Origin of the sequence: Bradyrhizobium sp., from assembly GCF_030646015.1 — a bacterium.
Classification (GTDB): Bacteria; Pseudomonadota; Alphaproteobacteria; order Rhizobiales; family Xanthobacteraceae; genus Bradyrhizobium.
Map to the genome: position 1 here is coordinate 45,505 of NZ_JAUSLT010000128.1, position 20,303 is coordinate 65,807.

The following is a 20,303-nucleotide window of genomic DNA, read 5'->3' on the forward strand; positions in this document are numbered from 1 at the left end:
GCTGACCAGCTTTGCCGATGAATGTTGCGGCATGCTGGCGCGTCTGATGGCCTATGTGGGGACGCTGGCGCTGCTTGCCATCGTCGGTGTTCATCTGTGGGACCGATTGCCCGAGATCGCCGACGCCGAACCATTGGCACAGACGGGCTGGGACGTGGCTGCGCGCGCGCACCCGGCGTTTGCCGTCAGCCGGACCGATTCGTCAGATAAGACAGAGTCTTACGAGATTCTTCGGCATCCCGGGGGTGGCCGCAAGGATGTCTTCCGCTGGGGCCCCCCCGGCATATGGCCGGCAGCCGAGCTCGAAATCTATCGTTTCGGCGCAGAACTGGGCCAATCCGGACCCGTCACGGCCGACCTGGCCGAGCGCATGGGGGCTCAGGACCCATCCGATATCGAGGCCGCCGGTGTCATCGACAGCAAATTCGGCCATGTGACGCTGCTCCGCCTCGCCGACGACGCGCGCGCCTGCCTTGGCTTCGTCAGGCGTATCGACGAACCCGGCCTGCAGATCTCCGGCTGGTCCTGCCAGGGGGAGGCCCTGCCGGCGCGGCGCGTCGCGATCTCCTGCATGCTGAACCGGCTGATGCTGCTGACGGCCGTAAATGACCCGAAACTGGCCGAATTGTTCGCCCGCGCCGAACTCAAGCGCAGCACCTGTGCCAGCGCCACCTCAGCCACATCGGCCGATTGGGTCACCGCCGCGCAAAACCCGCTGCTGCGCGGCCGGCTCTAGCTTCTTCTCCCCTCCTCCCGCGTAGCGGTGGGGAGCGGCCGGGGGTGGGGGGCGCTTAGCAAACTCGCTGGCAATCGAATACGCCGATAGACCCCCCACCCCCGACCCCTCCCCACCACGCGCAAGAGGCGCGTGGGAGGAGGGGAGCAGAAAGCCCAAGGCTTTGGTTTTTATGAAACTTTTTCGGTCACCTCTGCATTATTGTGATGTGGTGTGGCCCAATTGACCTAGCGACGATATACCCGGTGCAGCTAAGATGGCTGCAAATCGGATATGGCGGTCCGGCCGCCCGTGAGGACCTGATGACCCTGAAATTCCCTGCCGCGACCAAGCTCGCGGCGTTGCTTGCCGCAGCCGCCGTCGTCGCGATCAGCTTTGGCGTCGCTCCGGCTGATGCCCAGACCCGATACGACCGCGACGGCCGGCCCTATTACGGCAAGCAGGGCCCGAACCGTTCCTACCAGCAGGGCCCGCGCACGCGCGTCTACGTCACCACGCGCTCCTGGCTCGACGCCGGCACCGAAGTGCTGCCCGGCGACCGCAAGTTCCAGGACTACGCATTCCCGCCGGCGCTCGGCTACCCCTCGTTCGCCCGCGAGAACCTGAACCGCCCGATCGACCGGCACCCGCTGAACCCGCCGTCGGACATGGGTGGCTATCCGCAGCGCTTCCCGCTGTATTGATTGCGAAAATTTAGGGTGGGCAAAGGCGCTTTTGCGCCGTGCCCACCATTCAAAACAGGATCGAGTTGATGGTGGGCACGCTCGCGCTTTGCCCACCCTACGGATTCGCTGCGCCTAAGCGTGCAGCGCCTGCAGCTCTTTCAGGATCGCCTCGCCCATCTCGGTCGTATTCACCGCAATGGTGCCTTCCGACTTGATGTCGGCGGTGCGCAGGCCTTTTGCCAATACCGCCGCGATCGCGGCATCGAGCTTGTCGGCCAGTTCGCCCATGTCGAACGAATAGCGCAACGCCATTCCGAATGAGGCGATCATCGCGATCGGATTGGCGGCGCCGGTGCCGGCGATGTCCGGCGCCGAGCCGTGCACCGGCTCGAACAGCGAGCGGCGCTTTTTGGTCTTGACGTCGATCTCGCCGAGCGACGCCGAGGGCAGCATGCCGAGCGAGCCCGTCAGCATCGCCGCGATATCGCTGAGCATGTCGCCGAACAGGTTGTCGGTCACGATGACGTCGAACTGCTTCGGCCATTTGACGAGGTTCATGCCGCCGGAATCGGCCAGCTGGTGCTCGAGCTGCACGTCCTTGTATTCGCGCGCATGCACCTGGGTGACCACTTCGTTCCAGAGCACGCCCGACTTCATGACGTTGCGCTTTTCCATCGAGGTCAGCTTGTTGCGGCGTTTTCGCGCCAGATCGAACGCGACCCGGGCGATGCGCTCGATCTCGTAGGTGTCATACACTTGCGTATCGATGGCGCGCTTCTGGCCGTTGCCGAGATCGGTGATGGTTTTGGGCTCGCCGAAATAGACCCCGCCGGTGAGCTCGCGCACGATCATGATGTCGAGGCCCTCGACCACTTCGCGCTTCAGGCTGGAGGCGTCCGCCAGCGCCGGATAGCACACCGCCGGGCGCAGATTGGCGAACAGCGCCATGTCCTTGCGCAGCCGCAACAGCCCGGCCTCGGGCCGCGCGTCATAGGGCACGCTGTCCCACTTCGGACCGCCGACCGCGCCGAAAATCACCGCATCGGCGGCCATCGCCATCGCCATCGTGGCGTCGGTGATGCTCTGCTGGCTGGCGTCATAGGCCGAGCCGCCGACCAGGCCCGGTTCGGTCGTAAAATGCGCGATGCCCTGCGCGTCGAGCCAGTCGATCAGGCGCTTCACCTCCGCCATCACTTCGGGGCCGATGCCGTCGCCGGGGAGAAGCAGCAGTTTGTGGGTCGCCATGGTCGATACCTCAGAGGCTTTGTTGCTTGTCATGCCCGGGCTTGACCCGGGCATCCATCACTCAGGAAAACGCTGGATTGCCGGGTCAAGCCCGGCAATGACGAGGGAGGAAGGTCCGGCGGGAGTGCTAATGCGCGCGGGGCGGATTGGCAAGGCGGCACGCTTCAGCGACAATTGCGCGCAAGCCCGCCCCAAGACGGACCGCCAAGACGGACCTCATGACCCCAGCCATCCTGTTTGCCTTTGCGTCCGCGGCCTGTCTCGGCGCGGGCGTGGTCACGACGCAATTCGGGTTGCGCAGCGTCGAGCCGATCTCGGGCGCCGCGATCAGTGTTCCCGCCTTCACGCTATTGTTCCTGCTGCTGTCGCCGCTGCTTCTGTATGGCGAGCCCGTGGTGTGGCGCGGGGTGCCGATTTTCGCCGCCATCGGCCTGGTTTTCCCGGCGCTGCTCACCCTCATGACCTTTGCATCCAACCGGGCGCTGGGGCCTGTGGTCACCTCGACGCTGGGCAATCTCGCGCCGCTGTTCGCGGTGGCGCTGGCGATCATGGTGCTGCAGGAACCGCTGCGGGGCTTGCAGCTCGCGGGCCTCGTCATCGCGGTGAGCGGTGCGGTGATCATCACCGTGACGCGCCCGCGCGACTTCGGCAGCTGGCGGACCTGGGCGCTGCTGCTGCCGCTCGGCGGCGCGGTGCTGCGCGGCGTCATCCCGCCGGTGGTCAAGCTCGGGCTCGAGGTCTGGCCCAGCCCGCTGTGGGCCTGCCTGATCGGTTACGTCATGTCGTCGCTGGTCGTGCTGATCGTTCAGCGCGTCCGCCGGGGAAGTTTTGTGGTCGCAGCGCCATGGTCCGGCCGGTTGTGGTTTGCCGTCACGGGGATTCTCAATGGCCTGAGCGCGCTGACGCTGTTTGCCGCCGTGCGCCACGGGCCGATTACGCTGGTGGCGCCGCTGGTGGCGGTCTATCCGCTGGTGACCGTGCTGCTGAGCGCCATCCTGCTGCGTCAGGTGCTGATCACGGGGCGGATCCTTGCCGGAACCGCGCTGACGGTGGCGGGCGTCGCCCTGGTGCTGATCGGGTAAAGCAGGAGCGGCGTTGCGCGATCGGCAAGACACCATTGCCAGGCTGTGCCTGTGCAACCGCCGCCTGGCCTGCCAGAATGCCGGCCAGCCGGAGTAACCCCTTGCACGCCCCCGACCGCCCCTCGGCCCCTGCGCATCCCGCGCGGCTGATTCTCATCCTGTCGCTGGCGCCCACGGTCGGTCTCGGCATCGGCCGTTTCGCCTATGCGCTGGTGCTGCCGGACATGCGCGACGCGCTGGTCTGGTCGTATTCGGCCGCGGGTTTCATGAACACCATCAATGCGGCGGGCTATCTCGCCGGCGCGCTGCTGGCCTCGCGCCTGATCCGGCGCTTTGGGCTGGCGGCTTCGGTGCGCTGGGGAACGCTGGCCTGCGTGGTCTCGCTGGCGCTCTGCGCCGTCTCCGGCAATTTTGTCGTCTTGAGCTTTGCCCGGTTACTGGCCGGTTTTGCCGCCGCGCTCGGATTCGTCGGTGGCGGCGCGCTGGCGGCGACCATCGCGCAGTCGCGGCCGGAGCGAGCCAATTTCCTGCTCAGCCTGTTCTATGCCGGACCTGGCAGCGGCATTCTGTTATCCGGGCTGATCGCGCCTTACGTGCTGCAGGCGTTCGGGCCGGGGTCATGGTGGATCGTGTGGTGGGCGCTAACATTGCTCGCCACCGCCATGACCTTTCCGCTGCTGCTGGCGCCGATCGACACCAATGCCGGCGTCGCCGATGCGGCGACGGCCCCCTTCGCGATCCGGCCGGTGCTGCTCTATCTCGGCGGCTACTTCCTGTTCGGCGCCGGCTACATCGCCTACATGACCTTCATGATCGCCTATGTGCGCGACGCCGGCGGCGGTGCCGCGGCCCAGAGCGCGTTCTGGAGCCTGATCGGCCTCAGCGCCTTCGCAACACCCTGGGTGTGGCGCCGCGTGCTGGCGCTCGACCGCGGCGGACTCTCGACCACCATCATTCTCGGCGTCAACGCGATCGGCGCGGCGTTGCCGATCTTCGGGCATTCGCCGCTGCTGCTGGCGATATCAGCGCTCGTGTTCGGCGTCGCGTTCTTTGCCGTGGTGGGATCGACCACCGCCTTCGTGCGCCTCAACTATCCGCCGGCCGCCTGGCCGACCGCGATCGCGGCGATGACCATCGCCTTCGGCATCGGCCAGACCCTCGGGCCGATCGCGGTCGGCGCCATCACCGATGCCATGGGCAGCCTGTCCTATGCGTTGAACGTCTCGGCGGCGATGCTGGCAATCGGCGCGGTGGCATCGGCGTTTCAGCCCAGGCTGGCGCGCAAATCATAGGCCAGGCTAAGGTGCTTTGTGCCGACGCCAATGAGATCAGGACGATGAATTCCGCGACGCCCAGCCCGCGTTCCACAAACGGTCGCTTTCTCACCGGCTTGCTCGGTGCGCCGATCGCGCAGTCGGCTTCGCCGGCGATGCACGAACAAGCGGCCAAAGCGCTGGGCGTACATTGCCATTATCAGCTGATCGAAGTCGCCAATGCCGGGCACGAAGAACTCAAGATCCTGCTCGAGGGTATCAGGCGGCTGGGGTTCGCCGGCATCAACGTCACCTTTCCCTACAAGGAAGCCGTGCTCGACCTGCTCGACGAACTGTCGCCGCGCGCCGCCCTGATCGGCGCCGTCAACACCGTCGTCGTCCGCGACAACAGGTTGATCGGCCACAACACCGATGCGACCGGTTTCGCGCGCGCCATCACCGGCCTCGTCGCCGCCTCCTCGCATGGCGCCGTCGCCGTGATCGGCGCCGGCGGCGTCGGCAAGGCGATTGCATTTGCGCTGGCCGGGCTGGGCGTCCGCGAATTGCGGATCTTCGATAGCGATCACGCCAAGGCCGCGCAGCTGGCGGCCCGGCTTGAGGGCCAGGCAACAGCATGCGTTACGACGAGCGTCGAGGATGCGTTGCGGGGTGTGGCGGGCGTGGTCAACGGCTCGCCGGTCGGGATGCTGCCCAACGTCGATACGCCGGTTCCCGATACGCTGCTGCATGCCGGGCTGTGGGTCGCCGATGCGGTGTATTCGCCGCTCTGGACGCCGCTGTTGACCGCCGCGAAGGCCCGCGGCGCCCGTGTCATGACCGGACGAGAACTCGCGATCCATCAGGCGGCGGACGCCTTCGAACTTTTCACGGGACTGGCGCCGTCCATCGCCGAACTGGGAATGGCATTCGACGGCGTGATGGCAGGAAGATACGCCGCTTCATCGTCTCCCCTCCCTCCACGCGCCCTTGCGCGTGGCGGGGAGGGGTCGGGGGTGGGGGGTCTATCAGCGCATTCGACTGACAGCGAATTTGCGGAGGCACCCCCCACCCCCGACCCCTCCCCGCCGCTGCGCCCGCCTTCGCCCAGTGGCTTCGGCGGACACAGCGGAGGGAGGGGAGAAGGAAGCTAGCTCCCGCTGAACGAATTATAGCCCTGGTCTTCCCAGAAGCCGCCCTTGTAGTCGTTGGTGACTTCCATCGAGACCACGTATTTCGGATTCTTGAAGCCGAGCTTGGTCGGCACCCGGATCTTCATCGGGAAGCCATAGGCCCGCGGCAAAATTTCGTCGCCGAACTTGAAGGTCATCTGGGTCTGCGGATGCAGCGCGGTGGCCATGTCGAGCGGTGAGTTGTAGCCTTCCGCATCGGCGCACTGGAACCAGCAATATCTGGCGCGGCTGTCGGCGCCGATTATTTTGAGGAAATCGCGCAGCGGCGTGCCGGTCCAGCTTCCGATCGCGCTCCAGCCCTCGACGCAGATATGGCGCGTCACCTGCTTGACCTGCGGCAGCTTGTAGAGCTCCTCCAGTGTCCAGGATTTCTTGTTGTCGACGAGGCCGCGCACCTCGAGCTTCCACTCCTTGCCGTCGATGGTGGGAGCGTCGTCCAGCGCGTAATAGGCGTTGAACGGGAACGGCTTTGTAATGGCGCTTTCCGGGAAGGTCGGCGCCAGCGCGTTGGGATTGAAGATCGCGGCCTGCACGCCGTCATTGAATTTCGAAATCTGCTTCAGCATCGACTCGGCCGAAAAACTGTCGGTCACGTCGCAGCCGGTCAACAGCGTCAGCGCGCCGAGGCTGGCGCCGCCGGCGATGAAACGCCGCCGCGCCAGATCGGGCATCACCCTTGTGGCGTCCCTGACCAGCAACTGCTTGTCGACGCCGGGGATCAGAAGCGAGCGAAGTCGGCCCATGACGTATCCTCCTCGAAAATGTGTTCAGCGACCGATGATCATGGCGCGCAGGCTTTTCGGCACCAGCAGCGCCAGCGCGACGTGCACCACCAGAAATGCGACGATCGCCGCCATGCAGAAGAAGTGGACGTAGCGCGCGAAATCATAACCACCGAACAGTGCCGTCAGATATTGCAGCTGCACCGGCTTCCAGATCGCCAGGCCCGACAGCACCACAAGGATGCCGACCACGATGATCCCGGCATAGAGCAGCTTCTGGACGTAATTGTATTTTGTCAGGTCGGCATGCGAGAGCTTGCCGGTCAGTGCAGCCCTGGTATCGGCGATCACGCCCTCCGGCGTGATCGGCAGCAGCTTCTTGCGGAAACGGCCGGTGGCGAGACCCAGCGCGAGGTAGACGAGGCCGTTGACCATCAGCAGCCACATCGCCGCGAAATGCCAGAGCAGCGCGCCGCCGAGCCAGCCGCCCAGCGTAATCGACTTCGAGAACGTGAAGTCGAACAGCGGCGAGGCGTTGTAGATCTGCCAGCCCGACATGATCATCAGCACCATCGCCACCGCGTTGATCCAGTGCACGGTGCGGACCCAGGCCGGCTGGATGACCTTTGTCGATGTGGCGGCGGCAGTGGGCTGTTCGTTGACGGCGAGGCTGGACATGATGATTCCCCTGGCTTTTCCTGTGCTAAAGGGAGGCCGATACAGGTTTATACGCCGGTTACAGGCGGTTCGTTACTGCCAAGGCGCTATCAGGTTGATGCCTGGAGCCTATGGCGGTCACAAAAAAGCGAGCCGGGTTGCCCCGGCTCGCTCCTCCGTCGCGCATCCTGTCCGGGGCGGGGCAGGCGCGGACTGTTACGACGCCGGCATCAGGACGGTGTCGACCACGTGGATCACGCCGTTTGACTGATTGACGTTCGCGATCGTTACCATCGAGGTGCCGCCCTTGGCGTCGACGATCCAGACCTTGCCGTCCTTCAGCTTGACCGACAGCTCTTCGCCTTCGACGGTCTTGAGCTTCTTGCCGTCGGTCAGGCTGGCGGCATCCATCTTCCCGGCTACCACGTGGTAGGTCAGGATCTTGGTCAGGGTCGCCTTGTTCTCGGGCTTCACCAAGGTGTCGACGGTGCCGGCCGGCAGCTTGCCGAACGCCGCATTGGTAGGCGCGAACACGGTGAACGGGCCCTTGCTCTGCAGGGTATCGACCAGACCGGCGGCCTTCACCGCGGCCACCAGCGTGGTGTGATCCTTGGAGTTGACGGCGTTCTCGACGATGTTCTTCGAGGGGAACATCGCGGCGCCACCGACCATCACGGTCTTCTCGCCGGACATTTCGCTCTTCATCATCTTCTTGTCTTCAGCGCTGGCGGACGCGATGACAACAGCGGTCAGGGCCAGGGCGCCGAAGGCGGCGGCGGAGAAAAGTGCAATACGCTTGGACATGGAAACGTCTCCCGATGATTGAGGTGACCGGCGGTTCGCCGGCGTTGAAGGGGCAACAACGACGCTTGCCCGGTTGGTCAGACTGCGTCGCCGTTGGGCCGAGTTACGGGAGGGCTTCGGGCGGGTTTCGATCAAAACTTTATCGTGATGTCTGAAACTATTTTCGGCCCCATCCGTGGGGGGCATACGTCGCTGCGCCCCCTCTCCCGCTCTTGCGGGGGAGGGTTGGGGTGGGGGCGCTTCCGCGGGCGCAGTGCCTGTTGAGGCATTCCCCCACCCGCCGCGCTCCGGCGCGCAATTGCGCTGCCGAGCGCGTCGACCTCCCCCGCAAGCAAGCGGGAGAGGTAAGAAAGGCGCCGTGACTAATCCCGGTTATTCGGCGTCTGAATGAATCCGCGATTATGCGTCGGGCTGATCAGGATTTCGTTGATGCAGACCCGCGGCGGCATGGAAGCTACGAAGGCGATGGTGCGGCCGCAATCCTCGGGCTGCAGCATCTTCGCCTGCTCGGCCTCGCTCGGCACCACCGGCCGCAGCTTCAGGATCGGGGTCGCGACCTCGCCGGGCGACAGGCAGCAGGCCCGCAGGCCGTTGACGCATTCATCCATGTTGAACGAATGGGTCAGCGCCAGCACCGCATGTTTTGTCGTGGTGTAGGCCGGCCCCGGCATTTTCGAGACGTGACGGCCCGCCCACGACGCCACGTTGATGATGCAGCCGTCCTTCTGCTTGCGCATCGCCGGCAACACCGCGCGCATGCAATACAGCACGCCGTTGAGATTGATCTCGACCAGTTTGTTCCAGCCGTCCAGTTCCATATCGGCCCAGCTGCGCTTCGGCACATTGATGCCGGCGCTGTTGACCAGGAGATCGATGCGGCCGTGCTTGGCAAGAATTTGTTCGGCGGCCTTGGTCACGTCATCGGACCGGCTGACATCGAGCGCGATCGCCTCGGCCTTGCCGCCGCTTGCGGCGATCTTCGCCACCACCGCATCCAGCGCATCCTTGCGGCGCCCCGAAACCACCACCGTCCAGCCATCCGCGGCAAGGGCTTCCGCACCGGCTTCGCCGATGCCGCTACCGCCGCCGGTCACCCAGGCTACGCGTTTCCCGTTATTTGACATGCAAACTGTCTCCGTTGCTTTTTGAAGGGCGTTTTTGCTAATGCAGCGCTCAGACTGACCGGCCATCGCCCCTCAGGGAATGTTGCATGAACACCACCGCCAACGCCAACCTGTTTTCCCGCCTGTTCGACGGCCTCGACGATCCCTCGCGCCTCGCGATCGAGACGCCCGACGGGCAGCACATCAGCTATGGCGACCTGATGGCCCGCGCCGGGCAGATGGCGAATGTGCTGGTGTCCAGGGGCGTCAAGCCCGGCGACCGCGTTGCAGCGCAAACCGAGAAGTCGGTGGCGGGCCTGGTGCTCTATCTCGCCACCGTTCGCGCCGGCGCGGTCTATCTGCCGCTCAACACCGCCTATACGCTGAACGAACTGGAATATTTCATCGGCGACGCCGAGCCGTCGCTGGTGGTGTGCGACCCCTCGAAGGCGGATGGCATCGGCGCGATCGCCGCAAAAGTCGGTGCCAGGGTCGAGACGCTGGGCGCCGATGGCCAGGGATCCCTGACGCAGGCCGCAGCCACGGTGACGGCGGAATTCGAAACCGTCGAGCGCGCCGACGACGATCTCGCCGCCATTCTCTACACCTCGGGCACCACGGGGCGCTCCAAGGGCGCGATGCTGACGCACGACAATCTGGCGTCGAATTCGCTCTCGCTGGTCGATTACTGGCGCTTCACCGACAAGGACGTGCTGATCCACGCGCTGCCGATCTATCACACCCACGGCCTGTTCGTGGCCAGCAACGTCACGCTGTTCGCGCGCGCCGCGATGATCTTCCTGCCGAAATTCGATCCGGAACTCATCATCAAGCTGATGGCGCGCGCCACGGTGATGATGGGCGTGCCGACGTTTTACACGCGACTGCTGCAAAGCCCGGCGCTGACCAAGGAGTCGACCAGGCATATGCGGCTGTTCGTTTCGGGCTCGGCGCCATTGCTTGCCGACACCCACCGCGAATGGGCTGCGCGCACCGGCCACGCCGTGCTGGAGCGCTACGGCATGACCGAGACCAACATGAACACCTCAAACCCCTATGACGGCGATCGCGTGCCCGGGGCGGTCGGCCATGCGCTCCCCGGCGTGTCCGTGCGCGTCACCGATCCCGAAACCGGCAAGATCCTGGGGCCGGAAACCATAGGGATGATCGAGGTCAAGGGCCCCAACGTGTTCAAGGGCTACTGGCGCATGCCCGAAAAGACAAAAGCCGAATTCCGCGACGACGGGTTTTTCATCACCGGCGATCTCGGCAAGATCGACGCCAAGGGCTATGTGCACATTCTCGGCCGCGGCAAGGACCTGGTGATTTCAGGCGGTTTCAACGTCTACCCGAAGGAAATCGAGAGCGAGATCGACGCCATGCCGGGCGTGATCGAATCCGCCGTGATCGGCGTGCCGCACGCCGATTTCGGCGAGGGCGTCACCGCGGTGCTGGTGTGCGACAAGGGCGCCAAGATCGACGAAGCCTCGGTGCTGAAGGCGCTCGACGGCCGATTGGCAAAGTTCAAGATGCCGAAGCGGGTGATCGTGGTCGAGGAATTGCCCCGCAATGCCATGGGCAAGGTGCAGAAGAACATCTTGCGCGATACCTACGCGAAGATCTACGCGAAGTAATTGTCGTCGCCCCTGCGAACGCAGGGGCCCATAATCCCGGTCATCTGTGGTGACGAGACGTCGTCCAACAGCATTCTCGAACGATGAATCACGCGGTATGGGTTCCTGCGTTCGCAGGAACGACGGGTTGAGGAAGCTGGCGTCTAGCGCCGTCCCCGCCTTGAGCACTTCACAGCAGGCTGATCACGAACCTTCCGCCGACGATGAACAGATAGCACCCGAACGCCACCTCCAGCGTGCGCTTCGATACCGCATGGGCTGCCCTGACGCCGAGCGGCGCGGTCAGGAGGCTGGTCGGCATGACCAGCACGGCGCCGATCAGCGAGACATAGCCGAGCGCGAACGGCAGCTGAAGTGCTGCGACCTCGGGATAACGCATGGCGGCCGGCCAGCCGGCATAGACGTAGCCGAGCGCGCCGGGAATCGAGATCAGCACCGCCAGCGCCGAGGAGGTCGCGACCGCCTGCAGCAGCGGCCGGCCGTAAAACGTCAGCAGCAGATTGGAGAACAATCCGCCGCCGACCCCCATCAGCGTCGAGAGCAGGCCGACGACGAAGCCGTAGAGTTTCATCAGCGGCCCCTTCGGCAGGTCGTCGCCGAGCTTCCAGCCCTCGCGCGCCAGCAGCAGCCGCGTCGCGGCCGACCATGCCACCATCACGAACACGATCTTGAACAGCCGCTCCGGCGCGTAGCGCGCGGTCACAGCGCCGGCGATCACGCCTGTGAGCACCGGCAGCCACCATGCCCGGAGGATCTCAAGGTCCACCGTGCCCCTGACATGATGGGCGCGCCAGGCGCGGATCGAGGTCGGAATGATGATGGCGAGCGATGTCCCGATGCACAGCGGCATCCGCACTTCGAGAGGGACGCCGGCCAGCCGGAAGCATTCGTAAAATACCGGGACCAGGATGGCGCCACCGCCGATCCCGAACAGGCCGGCGAGGAAGCCCGACAGCGCGCCCACCGCCACCAATAAAAGCGCCAGTTCGGCAAGTTCCGAGACACCAAGCCCGCCGATTGCCATCTCTGGTTCCTTTGCCTCGCGGCCCGCCTGCGCGCGTTCATGAATCGTGCTTCAGGTATACCAGCCACCAGCAGCCGCAGACCTTGTCAACGGCCACAATTGCAGGGCACATCCATAGGTGTGAATCACGGTTCGCAATTGGCGATTTTCGTCGTTGCGCTCATTGTTTCGAGTTCGTAAATAGAATTTGTCTATCGCGATCCACGAAGGGCCTCGCAGCCCGCCAACCCATCAAAGCCGCCGATGACCGCCAGGATCGAACGACCGCTTTCGCCCCATTTGCAGACCTACCGCTGGACCCTGACGATGGCGCTGTCCATCGTGCACCGTGCCACCGGCGTGGCGCTGTATTTCGGTACCCTGTTGCTGGCGTGGTGGCTGATTGCGGCGGCCTCCGGCCCCGGCGCCTACGCCAATGTGCAGGCCTTTACCGGCAGCATCATCGGCAAGCTGATCGTGTTCGGCTACACATGGGCGCTGATGCATCATCTGCTTTCCGGCCTGCGGCATCTGGTCTGGGACCTCGGCTACGGTTTCAAGGCCAACGAGCGTGAAGCGATGACCTGGGGCGCGCTGATCGGCGGCATTTCGCTGACCGTGCTGGTGTGGATCGCCGCCTATGCGATCGGAGGCGGACGATGAGCGTGCCCAAGTCTCCCTCGATGCGCACGCCGCTGGCGCGCGTCCGCAGCCTCGGCTCCTCGCATTCCGGCACTTCCGATTTCTGGCGGCAGCGCCTTACCGCTGTCGCGATGACCGTGCTGATCGTGCCTGTCATCGTGGTGGTCTTGATGCTGATCGGCAGCAACCAGGCGGGTGCCAAGCAAATCTTCAGCTCGCTGCCCATCGCGATCATCATGCTGCTCTTCATCGTCGCCAGTGCCTGGCACATGAAGATCGGCATGCAGGTCGTGATCGAAGACTACGTGCACAATGAGAAGATCAAGCTCGCCAGCGTGATGGCCAATAATTTCTTCTGTATCGCGGTGGCGCTCGCCTCAATTTACGCGATACTCAAAATGTCATCGGGAGTGTAACCCATGGCTTCCAAAGATTCGGCCGCTGAAGGTAACGGCAAGGCCACCAACGGAAAAGCCTATCCGATCGAAGACCACACCTATGACGTCGTCGTGGTCGGTGCCGGCGGCGCAGGCCTGCGCGCCGTGGTCGGCTGCAGCGAGGCCGGCCTGCGCACCGCCTGCATCACCAAGGTATTTCCGACCCGCTCCCACACGGTCGCCGCCCAGGGCGGCATTTCGGCGGCGCTCGGCAACATGCACGAGGACAACTGGCGCTGGCATATGTACGACACCGTCAAGGGGTCGGACTGGCTGGGCGACCAGGACGCCATCGAATACATGGTGCGCAACGCGCCCGAGGCGGTCTACGAGCTCGAACACTGGGGCGTGCCGTTCTCGCGCACCGAAGACGGCAAGATCTACCAGCGGCCGTTCGGCGGCATGACGCTGGACTACGGCAAGGGCCAGGCGCAGCGCACCTGCGCCGCCGCCGACCGCACCGGCCATGCCATGCTGCACACCATGTACGGCCAGGCGCTGCGCCATGCCGCGGAATTCTACATCGAATTCTTCGCCATCGACCTGATCATGGACGACCAGGGCGCCTGCCGCGGCGTGATCGCGCTGAAACTCGACGACGGCACGCTGCATCGCTTTCGCGCGCAGACGACGATCCTCGCGACCGGCGGCTATGGCCGCGCCTATGCCTCCTGCACCTCGGCGCATACCTGCACCGGCGACGGCGGCGGCATGGTGCTGCGGGCCGGGCTGCCGCTGCAGGACATGGAATTCGTCCAGTTCCATCCGACCGGGATTTACGGCGCCGGCTGCCTCGTCACCGAGGGCGCGCGCGGCGAGGGCGGCTATCTCGTCAATTCCGAGGGCGAGCGTTTCATGGAGCGCTATGCGCCGTCGGCCAAGGACCTCGCCTCGCGCGACGTGGTCTCGCGCTCGATGACCATCGAGATCCGCGAAGGCCGCGGCGTCGGCAAGAAGAAGGATCACATCTACCTGCACCTCGACCATCTCGATCCCAAGGTGCTGCAGGAGCGGCTGCCGGGCATCTCCGAATCGGCCAAGATCTTCGCCAATGTCGACGTCACCCGCGAGCCGATCCCGATCACGCCGACGGTGCACTACAACATGGGCGGCATTCCCACCAATTATCACGGCGAAGTGCTGACCAAGAAGGACGGCGACGACAATGCCACCGTGCCCGGCCTGATGGCGCTCGGGGAGGCCGCCTGCGTCTCCGTGCATGGCGCCAACCGGCTCGGCTCCAATTCGCTGATCGATCTCGTGGTGTTCGGCCGCGCCGCGGCGCTGCGCTGCGCCGAGAAGCTGACGCCCAACGCCAGCCAGCCGGAATTGCCTGTCGGCTCCGCCGACAAGGCGCTGGGACGGCTCGACCACTTCCGCCACGCCTCCGGCGGGACGCCCACGGCAAAACTGCGCGACAGCATGCAGCATGTGATGCAGAATAACTGCGCCGTGTTCCGCACCGGCGAGATCCTGACCGAGGGCCAGAACCTGATTCACAAGGTGCACGGCGGCATCGGCGACATCTCGACGACCGACCGTTCGCTGACCTGGAATTCCGACCTGGTCGAAACCATGGAATTCGACAATCTGATCGTGCAGGCGGTGGTGACGATGGATTCGGCCGCCAACCGCTCGGAAAGCCGCGGCGCCCATGCCCGCGAGGATTTTCCGGACCGCGACGACAAGAACTGGATGAAGCACACGCTGGCCTGGATCGACGACGGCGGCAAAACCGCGATCGATTACCGCCCGGTGCACGACTACACGATGACCAACGACGTTCAGTACATCCCGCCGAAGGCGCGGGTGTATTGAGCAACAACAACCCCAGCCCGTCATTCCGGGGCGCGAGCGAAGCGAGCGAGTCCGGAATCCATAACCACGACGGGGAGTATGGATTCCGGGCCTGCGCCTCAGGTCGGCAATAGCCGACCGATGGCGCATCCCGGAATGACGAAAGGCTAGAGAAATGGTTGAATTCGCGCTTCCGAAAAACTCGAAAATCACCGGCGGCAAGACCTGGCCGAAGCCTGCGGGCGCGACCGAGACGCGCGAGTTCAAAGTGTATCGCTGGAACCCGGACGACGGCAAGAATCCCGGCATCGACACCTATCATATCGACATCAATGATTGCGGGCCGATGGTGCTCGACGGCCTGATCTGGATCAAGAACCACATCGATCCGACGCTGACCTTCCGCCGCTCCTGCCGCGAAGGCGTCTGCGGCTCCTGCGCCATGAACATCGACGGCCAGAACACGCTGGCCTGCACCAAGTCGATGCACGACGTGAAGGACGGCGCGGTCAAGGTCAATCCGCTGCCGCACCAGCCGGTGGTGAAGGACCTGGTGCCGGACCTGACCAATTTCTACGCGCAATACGCCTCGATCGAGCCGTGGCTGAAGACCACCACGCCGACGCCGCAGAAGGAATGGCGGCAGAGCCACGAGGACCGCGAAAAGCTCGACGGCCTCTACGAATGCATTCTGTGCGCCTGCTGCTCGACCTCCTGCCCGAGCTACTGGTGGAACAGCGACCGCTTCCTCGGGCCCGCCGCGCTGCTGCAGGCGACCCGCTGGGTCAAGGACAGCCGCGACGAAGCCACCGGCGAGCGGCTCGACAATCTCGAGGATCCGTTCCGGCTCTACCGCTGCCACACCATCATGAACTGCGCCAAGGCCTGCCCGAAGGGTCTCAACCCCTCCGAGGCGATCGCCGAGCTCAAGCTGAAGCTGGTCGAGCGGCAGATCTAGCTTCGATCCCGTAGCCCGGATGGAGCCAGCCGGTCGGCGCGAAGCGCCGTGCCGATGGCGCAATCCGGGAACGGATGCGACGGCGGCACCTGGAACCGAATGGAACCTTTTGATTTCCTTCGTGTTATCGCGCCATGTCCAGACCTCCCGCGACGTCCAAATCTGCCAGGAAATCGGAATTCGTCGAGGTTGCCGCCGAAGGCGGCCAGCATGTCGAGCCGCCACCGCCGGAATTGCTGGAGCCCGATCCGGAATTGACGCCGGAGGAGGCCGAGCAGGTCCGCAAGGATTATCTGCTGACGCGGTTCTGGATCAGCGCCAAGGGATTCTGGGGCAAGAGCGGCGACCGGCTGGCATGGATCTTCTCGATCGGGCTCTTGATCCTGATCGTCGTCAATGTCGGTTTCCAGTACGGCATCAATGTCTGGAATCGGGCGATCTTCGACGCCATCGAGAAGCGCGATTCGGCCAGCGTGCTGTATCTGACCGGGGTGTTTTTCCCGCTGGCGATCGGCAGCGTCCTGCTCGGCGTGATCCAGGTCTTCACCCGGATGGGAATTCAGCGCCGCTGGCGCGCCTGGCTGACCAATTCGGTGCTGTCGCGCTGGCTGAGCAACGGCCGCTATTACCAGCTCAACCTCGTCAGCGGCGATCACAAGAACCCGGAGCATCGCATCGCCGAGGATCTACGGGTCGCAACCGATGCGCCGGTGGATTTTGCCGCCGGCGTGACCTCGGCATTCCTGTCGGCGACCACCTTCATCGTGGTGCTCTGGACCATCGGCGGCGCGCTGACGGTGACGGTGGCGGGTTCGACCATCACCATTCCCGGCTTCCTCGTCATTGCCGCCGTGCTCTATGCCGCGATCGCCTCGGGTTCGATCATGACGATCGGCCGCAGCTTCGTGCAGGTCTCCGAGGACAAGAACCAGGCCGAAGCCGAATTCCGCTACACCCTGATTCGCGTGCGCGAGAACGGCGAAAGCATCGCGCTGCTGGGCGGCGAGGAGGAAGAACGCGACGGCATCGACAAGAATTTTACCAAGGTGTTGCGGCAGTGGGCGCGGCTGGCAGGCCAGCACATGCGCACCACGCTGGTGTCGCAGGGCTCCAGCCTGATCGCACCCGTGGTGCCATTGCTGCTGTGTGCGCCAAAATTTCTCGACGGCAGCATGTCGCTCGGGCAGGTGATGCAGGCGGCCTCCGCCTTCACCATCGTGCAGAGCGCATTCGGCTGGCTGGTCGACAATTATCCGCGGCTGGCCGACTGGAACGCCTGCGCGCGCCGTATCGCCTCGCTGATGATGTCGCTCGACGGGCTGGAGCGCGCCGAGCGCGGCGACGGCATCGGCCGGATCCAGCGCGGCGAGACCGAAGGCGAGGCCATGCTCAGCCTCAACGAGCTTTCGGTGACGCTGGATGACGGCACCGCCGTCGTCGGCGAAGCCGAAGTGGTGATCGAGTCCGGCGAGCGATTGCTGGTTTCAGGCGAATCCGGCACCGGCAAGAGCACATTGGTGCGGGCGATCGCGGGGCTGTGGCCATGGGGCGGCGGCAGCATCAATTTCCATCCCGACCGGCGGCTGTTCATGCTGCCGCAAAAACCTTACGTGCCCTCCGGCACGCTGCGCCGCGCGGTGGCCTATCCCGGCGCCGCCGAGGACTGGACGGTGGAAGCGATCGGCGAGGCGCTGGACAAGGTCGGCCTCGGGCACCTGAAGGAAAAGATCGGGGAAGACGCGCCATGGGACCAGACGCTGTCCGGCGGCGAGAAGCAGCGGCTGGCGTTTGCGCGTCTGTTTCTGCACAGCCCCGACATCATCGTGCTGGATGAGGCGACCTCGGCGCTCGATGAAAAGAGCCAGGACAAGATGATGGAGCTGATGAACCAGGAACTGCCCAACGCCACCGTGGTCAGCGTCGGCCATCGCGCCGAGCTGGAGGCGTTCCACAGCCGCAAGATCGTGTTGGAGCGCCGCAAGGGCGGCGCCAAACTGGTCAGCGACATCGATCTCATTCCACGCAAGGGCAAGCGCCGCCTGCTCGGCCGCTTTTTGCGGCATCGCAAGCCGGCGCCAACAGCAGCGGCGTGAGCTTTCTTCCCTTCTCCCCTTGTGGGAGAAGATGGCGCGCTCCTGAGCGCGCCGGATGAGGGGTCTCTATCCGCGCAGACAGACCCCTCACCGGTCACGAACGCGCTTCGCGCGTCCGTGCCACCCTCTCCCACAAGGGGAGAGGGGAAGAACAGCCGCGTTGGAACAGCGTACAAACTCGGCTATGCATGCGCCGCTTGCGTCGCCACCGAGGAAACCCGCTTGAAACCCGCCAACGACCCCACTCCCGCGCCGTTCGGCGCGTTCGCGCCGAATGGCGCGCAGGCTGCAATCATCTCGCTGGCGCAGCGCTCCCGGCTGAAGCGCGGCGCGTTCCGCCCGATGCTATCGCGGCTGGTCAATTTGCTGCGCGCCGGCCCGCTCGACGTGTCGTATCAGGGCGCGTCGTTCCGGTTCTATCATCAGGCCAGCGCCACCGAGCGCGGCGCGCTGTTCAATCCCGACTACAATGTCGAGGAGCTGGATTTCCTGCGCAGCCACTGCCGCAAAGGCGGCGTGTTCGTCGATGTCGGCGCCAATGTCGGCACCTATGCGCTGGCGCTGGCGCGGCACGTCGGCGCCAATGGCAAGGTGATCGCGATCGAGCCGCATCCGGTGACGCATGCGCGGCTGAAATTCAACTGCGAAGCATCCGGCGCCGCCGAGGTGAAGCTGGTGGCCGCAGCCGCGGGACCTGCGGACGGCGAGTTGCTGATCGAGACCGACGGCGACAATCTCGGCGCCAGCCACATCGTGACCGGCCAGCCCGCCGGCAATGCCTTCAAGGTGCCGGCGCTGCGGCTGCAGCGCATCCTCGATGAGGCCGGCGTGTCGCAGGTCGACGCCTTGAAGATCGACGTCGAGGGTTTTGAGGACCGCGTGCTGACCGGTTTTTTCAGGGAGGCGCCGCCGTCGCTATGGCCGCGCGCGGTCGTGATCGAGCATCTGTCGCGCAACGAGTGGCTGGCGGACTGCATTGCCGACATGCGCGCGCGCGGCTACGCCGAGACCGGCAAGACCCGCAGCAACACGTTGCTGGTGAGGCAATGATGGCCGCCTGAACGAACCAGAGGAGATCTTTCGATGATCGACCACATCGGCTTCCCGGTTTCCGACTACGAGCGCGCCAAGGCGTTCTATCTCAAGGCGTTGGCGCCGCTCGGCTACAGCCTCGTCATGGAAGTGACGCAGGAACAGACCGGCCATGATCCCGCAGCCGGGTTCGGCGCCGACGGCAAACCGGATTTCTGGATCGGCGGCGAAGGCGGATTGAACAAGCCGCTGCATGTCGCCATTCATGCCAAAGACCGCGCCACAGTCGATGCCTTCTACCAGGCGGCCTTGGCGGCGGGCGGACGCGATAATGGCCCGCCCGGCATCCGCGCCCACTATCATCCCAGTTATTACGGCGCCTTCGCGCTCGATCCCGATGGCCACAACATCGAAGCGGTGTGCCACGCGCCGGAGTGACCGGCTCCGGCTCGGCGGAACATCGCGGGATCGCCGCCGTTGTCGCTCCAGCACAGGGAGCCACGACATGGCCAACGACAATACCGCCCACGGCACGGACAGCGCCAGGGTGGCGATGTAGATGGGAATCGATCCGCTGGAGGATCCGCCGATCAAGCCCGGACAGCCGACCGAGCCGCCGCAGGAAAGTCCGCCGGGAAATCCGCAGCCCGATGTGCCTCCGCCGATGCGCGAGCCCGGCGCGCCGGCGCGCCCCGAAGAGTTGCCCGGACAAACGCCCGAGGAGTTGCCGGTGCGGGGACCGCCGGGTCCAACCTCGCCTAACCCCGCGACGGCCGATTTGCCGGGCTCGCAGACAGATTTGAATCCCAGTATATCGCATGTGCCGCCGGGAACGATGTAACTCCCATTGCGTTCACAACCAGCGTCTGAATGCGCAATGAATAATTGCGCCTTCAGGCGCTGCGTGCGTTGAAATAAAAGAAGCTTCGCCATTGCAGGCCGCCACAATCCGGCCCAACGCTTATTCGTTGATTGCCAATCTTGTTTCCATTCCCCGGGGTTCAAACCATATGACACACCTTCGCCTCGTGCTGCTCGCCACGACAGCGCTTACGGCAATGCAATTCGCTGCACCTTCATCGTACGCGCAAACCGCCCCGATCGTGGTGGCGCAGGCGGACAAGGATGTTGGTCCGGATGGAAAACCCAAGCCGAAGCCCGCACCGCCCGCTGCTGCTCCACGTCCCGCGGCGCCGCCGCCGCCGCCCGCCGCCGCGCCGCCGCCCCGTGCCGCTCCACCCCCACCGCCG

Annotated in this window: 19 protein-coding genes and 1 pseudogene; 14 read left to right on the forward strand and 6 right to left on the reverse strand. The window is 64.9% G+C overall.

What is annotated here, in order from left to right; all coding sequences use genetic code 11:
• Positions 1-31: 31 nt before the first annotated feature.
• Both Q7T45_RS19825 and Q7T45_RS19830 read left to right on the forward strand, forming a co-directional pair.
• Positions 32-736 (forward strand): hypothetical protein, encoded by a 705-nt coding sequence (locus tag Q7T45_RS19825; protein ID WP_370691320.1) that lies wholly within the window; start codon positions 32-34, stop codon positions 734-736.
• A 302-nt stretch (positions 737-1,038) separates the two neighbouring features.
• Positions 1,039-1,419 carry a hypothetical protein gene (locus Q7T45_RS19830; protein ID WP_304872883.1) on the forward strand — a complete coding sequence of 127 codons (381 nt, stop codon included), beginning with the start codon at positions 1,039-1,041 and terminating at the stop codon, positions 1,417-1,419.
• 114 nt (positions 1,420-1,533) lie between these two features.
• On the opposite strand, the gene leuB is transcribed toward Q7T45_RS19830, so the two are convergent.
• Positions 1,534-2,646 carry a 3-isopropylmalate dehydrogenase gene (leuB, locus tag Q7T45_RS19835; protein WP_304872884.1) on the reverse strand — a complete coding sequence of 371 codons (1,113 nt, stop codon included), beginning with the start codon at positions 2,644-2,646 and terminating at the stop codon, positions 1,534-1,536.
• 218 nt (positions 2,647-2,864) lie between these two features.
• Here leuB and Q7T45_RS19840 point away from each other — a divergent pair, with 218 nt between their 5' ends.
• From Q7T45_RS19840 to Q7T45_RS19850, 3 genes and pseudogenes are all read left to right on the forward strand, one after another.
• On the forward strand, positions 2,865-3,728 hold the full coding sequence (locus Q7T45_RS19840; RefSeq protein ID WP_304872886.1) for a DMT family transporter: 864 nt from the start codon (positions 2,865-2,867) through the stop codon (positions 3,726-3,728).
• A gap of 101 nt (positions 3,729-3,829) precedes the next feature.
• Positions 3,830-5,020 carry a YbfB/YjiJ family MFS transporter gene (locus tag Q7T45_RS19845; protein ID WP_304872887.1) on the forward strand — a complete coding sequence of 397 codons (1,191 nt, stop codon included), beginning with the start codon at positions 3,830-3,832 and terminating at the stop codon, positions 5,018-5,020.
• Between the two features lie 44 nt (positions 5,021-5,064).
• Positions 5,065-5,940 (forward strand): annotated as a pseudogene (locus tag Q7T45_RS19850) (shikimate dehydrogenase); the annotation flags it as partial.
• 188 nt (positions 5,941-6,128) lie between these two features.
• On the opposite strand, the gene Q7T45_RS19855 reads toward Q7T45_RS19850, so the two are convergent.
• The 4 genes from Q7T45_RS19855 to Q7T45_RS19870 form a co-directional block, all read right to left on the reverse strand.
• A complete protein-coding gene (locus tag Q7T45_RS19855) occupies positions 6,129-6,914 on the reverse strand; it encodes a molybdopterin-dependent oxidoreductase (protein WP_304872888.1) in 786 nt (261 codons plus the stop codon).
• A gap of 24 nt (positions 6,915-6,938) precedes the next feature.
• Positions 6,939-7,571, reverse strand: coding sequence for a cytochrome b/b6 domain-containing protein (locus Q7T45_RS19860; protein WP_304872889.1), 633 nt, complete (start codon positions 7,569-7,571; stop codon positions 6,939-6,941).
• A gap of 195 nt (positions 7,572-7,766) precedes the next feature.
• Positions 7,767-8,354: a fasciclin domain-containing protein gene (locus tag Q7T45_RS19865; RefSeq protein WP_304872891.1), complete on the reverse strand. Its 588-nt coding sequence runs from the start codon at positions 8,352-8,354 to the stop codon at positions 7,767-7,769.
• 362 nt (positions 8,355-8,716) lie between these two features.
• Complete coding sequence (locus Q7T45_RS19870) at positions 8,717-9,478, reverse strand: SDR family oxidoreductase (protein ID WP_304872892.1); 762 nt, start codon at positions 9,476-9,478, stop codon at positions 8,717-8,719.
• An 86-nt stretch (positions 9,479-9,564) separates the two neighbouring features.
• Here Q7T45_RS19870 and Q7T45_RS19875 point away from each other — a divergent pair, with 86 nt between their 5' ends.
• Entirely contained in the window at positions 9,565-11,091 is a 1,527-nt protein-coding gene (locus tag Q7T45_RS19875) for a malonyl-CoA synthase (protein ID WP_304872894.1), read from the forward strand.
• A gap of 169 nt (positions 11,092-11,260) precedes the next feature.
• Here Q7T45_RS19875 and Q7T45_RS19880 read toward each other — a convergent pair whose 3' ends face one another.
• On the reverse strand, positions 11,261-12,115 hold the full coding sequence (locus Q7T45_RS19880) for a sulfite exporter TauE/SafE family protein (RefSeq protein ID WP_304872896.1): 855 nt from the start codon (positions 12,113-12,115) through the stop codon (positions 11,261-11,263).
• Positions 12,116-12,358: 243 nt separating this feature from the next.
• On the opposite strand from Q7T45_RS19880, the gene sdhC reads away from it, so the two are divergent.
• The 8 genes from sdhC to Q7T45_RS19920 all read left to right on the forward strand — a co-directional run bounded on the left by sdhC (position 12,359) and on the right by Q7T45_RS19920 (position 19,894).
• Complete coding sequence (gene sdhC / locus Q7T45_RS19885) at positions 12,359-12,757, forward strand: succinate dehydrogenase, cytochrome b556 subunit (RefSeq protein WP_304872898.1); 399 nt, start codon at positions 12,359-12,361, stop codon at positions 12,755-12,757.
• Positions 12,754-13,152, forward strand: coding sequence for a succinate dehydrogenase, hydrophobic membrane anchor protein (sdhD, locus tag Q7T45_RS19890; RefSeq protein ID WP_304872900.1), 399 nt, complete (start codon positions 12,754-12,756; stop codon positions 13,150-13,152). The genes sdhC and sdhD overlap by 4 nt, the downstream gene beginning before the upstream one ends.
• Positions 13,153-13,155: 3 nt before the next feature.
• The gene (sdhA, locus tag Q7T45_RS19895) at positions 13,156-14,991 is read left to right on the forward strand and encodes a succinate dehydrogenase flavoprotein subunit (RefSeq protein WP_304872901.1); all 1,836 of its coding nucleotides are present in this window, start codon (positions 13,156-13,158) and stop codon (positions 14,989-14,991) included.
• 154 nt (positions 14,992-15,145) lie between these two features.
• Entirely contained in the window at positions 15,146-15,928 is a 783-nt protein-coding gene (locus tag Q7T45_RS19900) for a succinate dehydrogenase iron-sulfur subunit (RefSeq protein WP_304872902.1), read from the forward strand.
• 134 nt (positions 15,929-16,062) lie between these two features.
• Positions 16,063-18,021 (forward strand): ABC transporter ATP-binding protein/permease, encoded by a 1,959-nt coding sequence (locus tag Q7T45_RS19905; protein WP_304872904.1) that lies wholly within the window; start codon positions 16,063-16,065, stop codon positions 18,019-18,021.
• Between the two features lie 222 nt (positions 18,022-18,243).
• Entirely contained in the window at positions 18,244-19,071 is an 828-nt protein-coding gene (locus Q7T45_RS19910) for an FkbM family methyltransferase (protein ID WP_304872905.1), read from the forward strand.
• Positions 19,072-19,104: 33 nt separating this feature from the next.
• On the forward strand, positions 19,105-19,491 hold the full coding sequence (locus Q7T45_RS19915) for a VOC family protein (RefSeq protein WP_304872906.1): 387 nt from the start codon (positions 19,105-19,107) through the stop codon (positions 19,489-19,491).
• Positions 19,492-19,612: 121 nt separating this feature from the next.
• Positions 19,613-19,894, forward strand: a complete 282-nt coding sequence (locus tag Q7T45_RS19920) for a hypothetical protein (RefSeq protein ID WP_304872907.1) — start codon at positions 19,613-19,615, stop codon at positions 19,892-19,894.
• Positions 19,895-20,303 lie beyond the last annotated feature (409 nt).

What these genes read in the sequence shown, in the direction of transcription:
- Q7T45_RS19825 (WP_370691320.1), top strand. Translation starts at nt 32, where the DNA reads ATGCTGGCGCGTCTGATGGCCTATGTGGGGACGCTGGCGCTGCTTGCC.
- Q7T45_RS19830 (WP_304872883.1), top strand. Translation starts at nt 1,039, where the DNA reads ATGACCCTGAAATTCCCTGCCGCGACCAAGCTCGCGGCGTTGCTTGCC.
- leuB (WP_304872884.1), bottom strand. Translation starts at nt 2,646, where the DNA reads ATGGCGACCCACAAACTGCTGCTTCTCCCCGGCGACGGCATCGGCCCC.
- Q7T45_RS19840 (WP_304872886.1), top strand. Translation starts at nt 2,865, where the DNA reads ATGACCCCAGCCATCCTGTTTGCCTTTGCGTCCGCGGCCTGTCTCGGC.
- Q7T45_RS19855 (WP_304872888.1), bottom strand. Translation starts at nt 6,914, where the DNA reads ATGGGCCGACTTCGCTCGCTTCTGATCCCCGGCGTCGACAAGCAGTTG.
- Q7T45_RS19860 (WP_304872889.1), bottom strand. Translation starts at nt 7,571, where the DNA reads ATGTCCAGCCTCGCCGTCAACGAACAGCCCACTGCCGCCGCCACATCG.
- Q7T45_RS19865 (WP_304872891.1), bottom strand. Translation starts at nt 8,354, where the DNA reads ATGTCCAAGCGTATTGCACTTTTCTCCGCCGCCGCCTTCGGCGCCCTG.
- Q7T45_RS19870 (WP_304872892.1), bottom strand. Translation starts at nt 9,478, where the DNA reads ATGTCAAATAACGGGAAACGCGTAGCCTGGGTGACCGGCGGCGGTAGC.
- Q7T45_RS19875 (WP_304872894.1), top strand. Translation starts at nt 9,565, where the DNA reads ATGAACACCACCGCCAACGCCAACCTGTTTTCCCGCCTGTTCGACGGC.
- Q7T45_RS19880 (WP_304872896.1), bottom strand. Translation starts at nt 12,115, where the DNA reads ATGGCAATCGGCGGGCTTGGTGTCTCGGAACTTGCCGAACTGGCGCTT.
- sdhC (WP_304872898.1), top strand. Translation starts at nt 12,359, where the DNA reads ATGACCGCCAGGATCGAACGACCGCTTTCGCCCCATTTGCAGACCTAC.
- sdhD (WP_304872900.1), top strand. Translation starts at nt 12,754, where the DNA reads ATGAGCGTGCCCAAGTCTCCCTCGATGCGCACGCCGCTGGCGCGCGTC.
- sdhA (WP_304872901.1), top strand. Translation starts at nt 13,156, where the DNA reads ATGGCTTCCAAAGATTCGGCCGCTGAAGGTAACGGCAAGGCCACCAAC.
- Q7T45_RS19900 (WP_304872902.1), top strand. Translation starts at nt 15,146, where the DNA reads ATGGTTGAATTCGCGCTTCCGAAAAACTCGAAAATCACCGGCGGCAAG.
- Q7T45_RS19905 (WP_304872904.1), top strand. Translation starts at nt 16,063, where the DNA reads ATGTCCAGACCTCCCGCGACGTCCAAATCTGCCAGGAAATCGGAATTC.
- Q7T45_RS19915 (WP_304872906.1), top strand. Translation starts at nt 19,105, where the DNA reads ATGATCGACCACATCGGCTTCCCGGTTTCCGACTACGAGCGCGCCAAG.
- Q7T45_RS19920 (WP_304872907.1), top strand. Translation starts at nt 19,613, where the DNA reads ATGGGAATCGATCCGCTGGAGGATCCGCCGATCAAGCCCGGACAGCCG.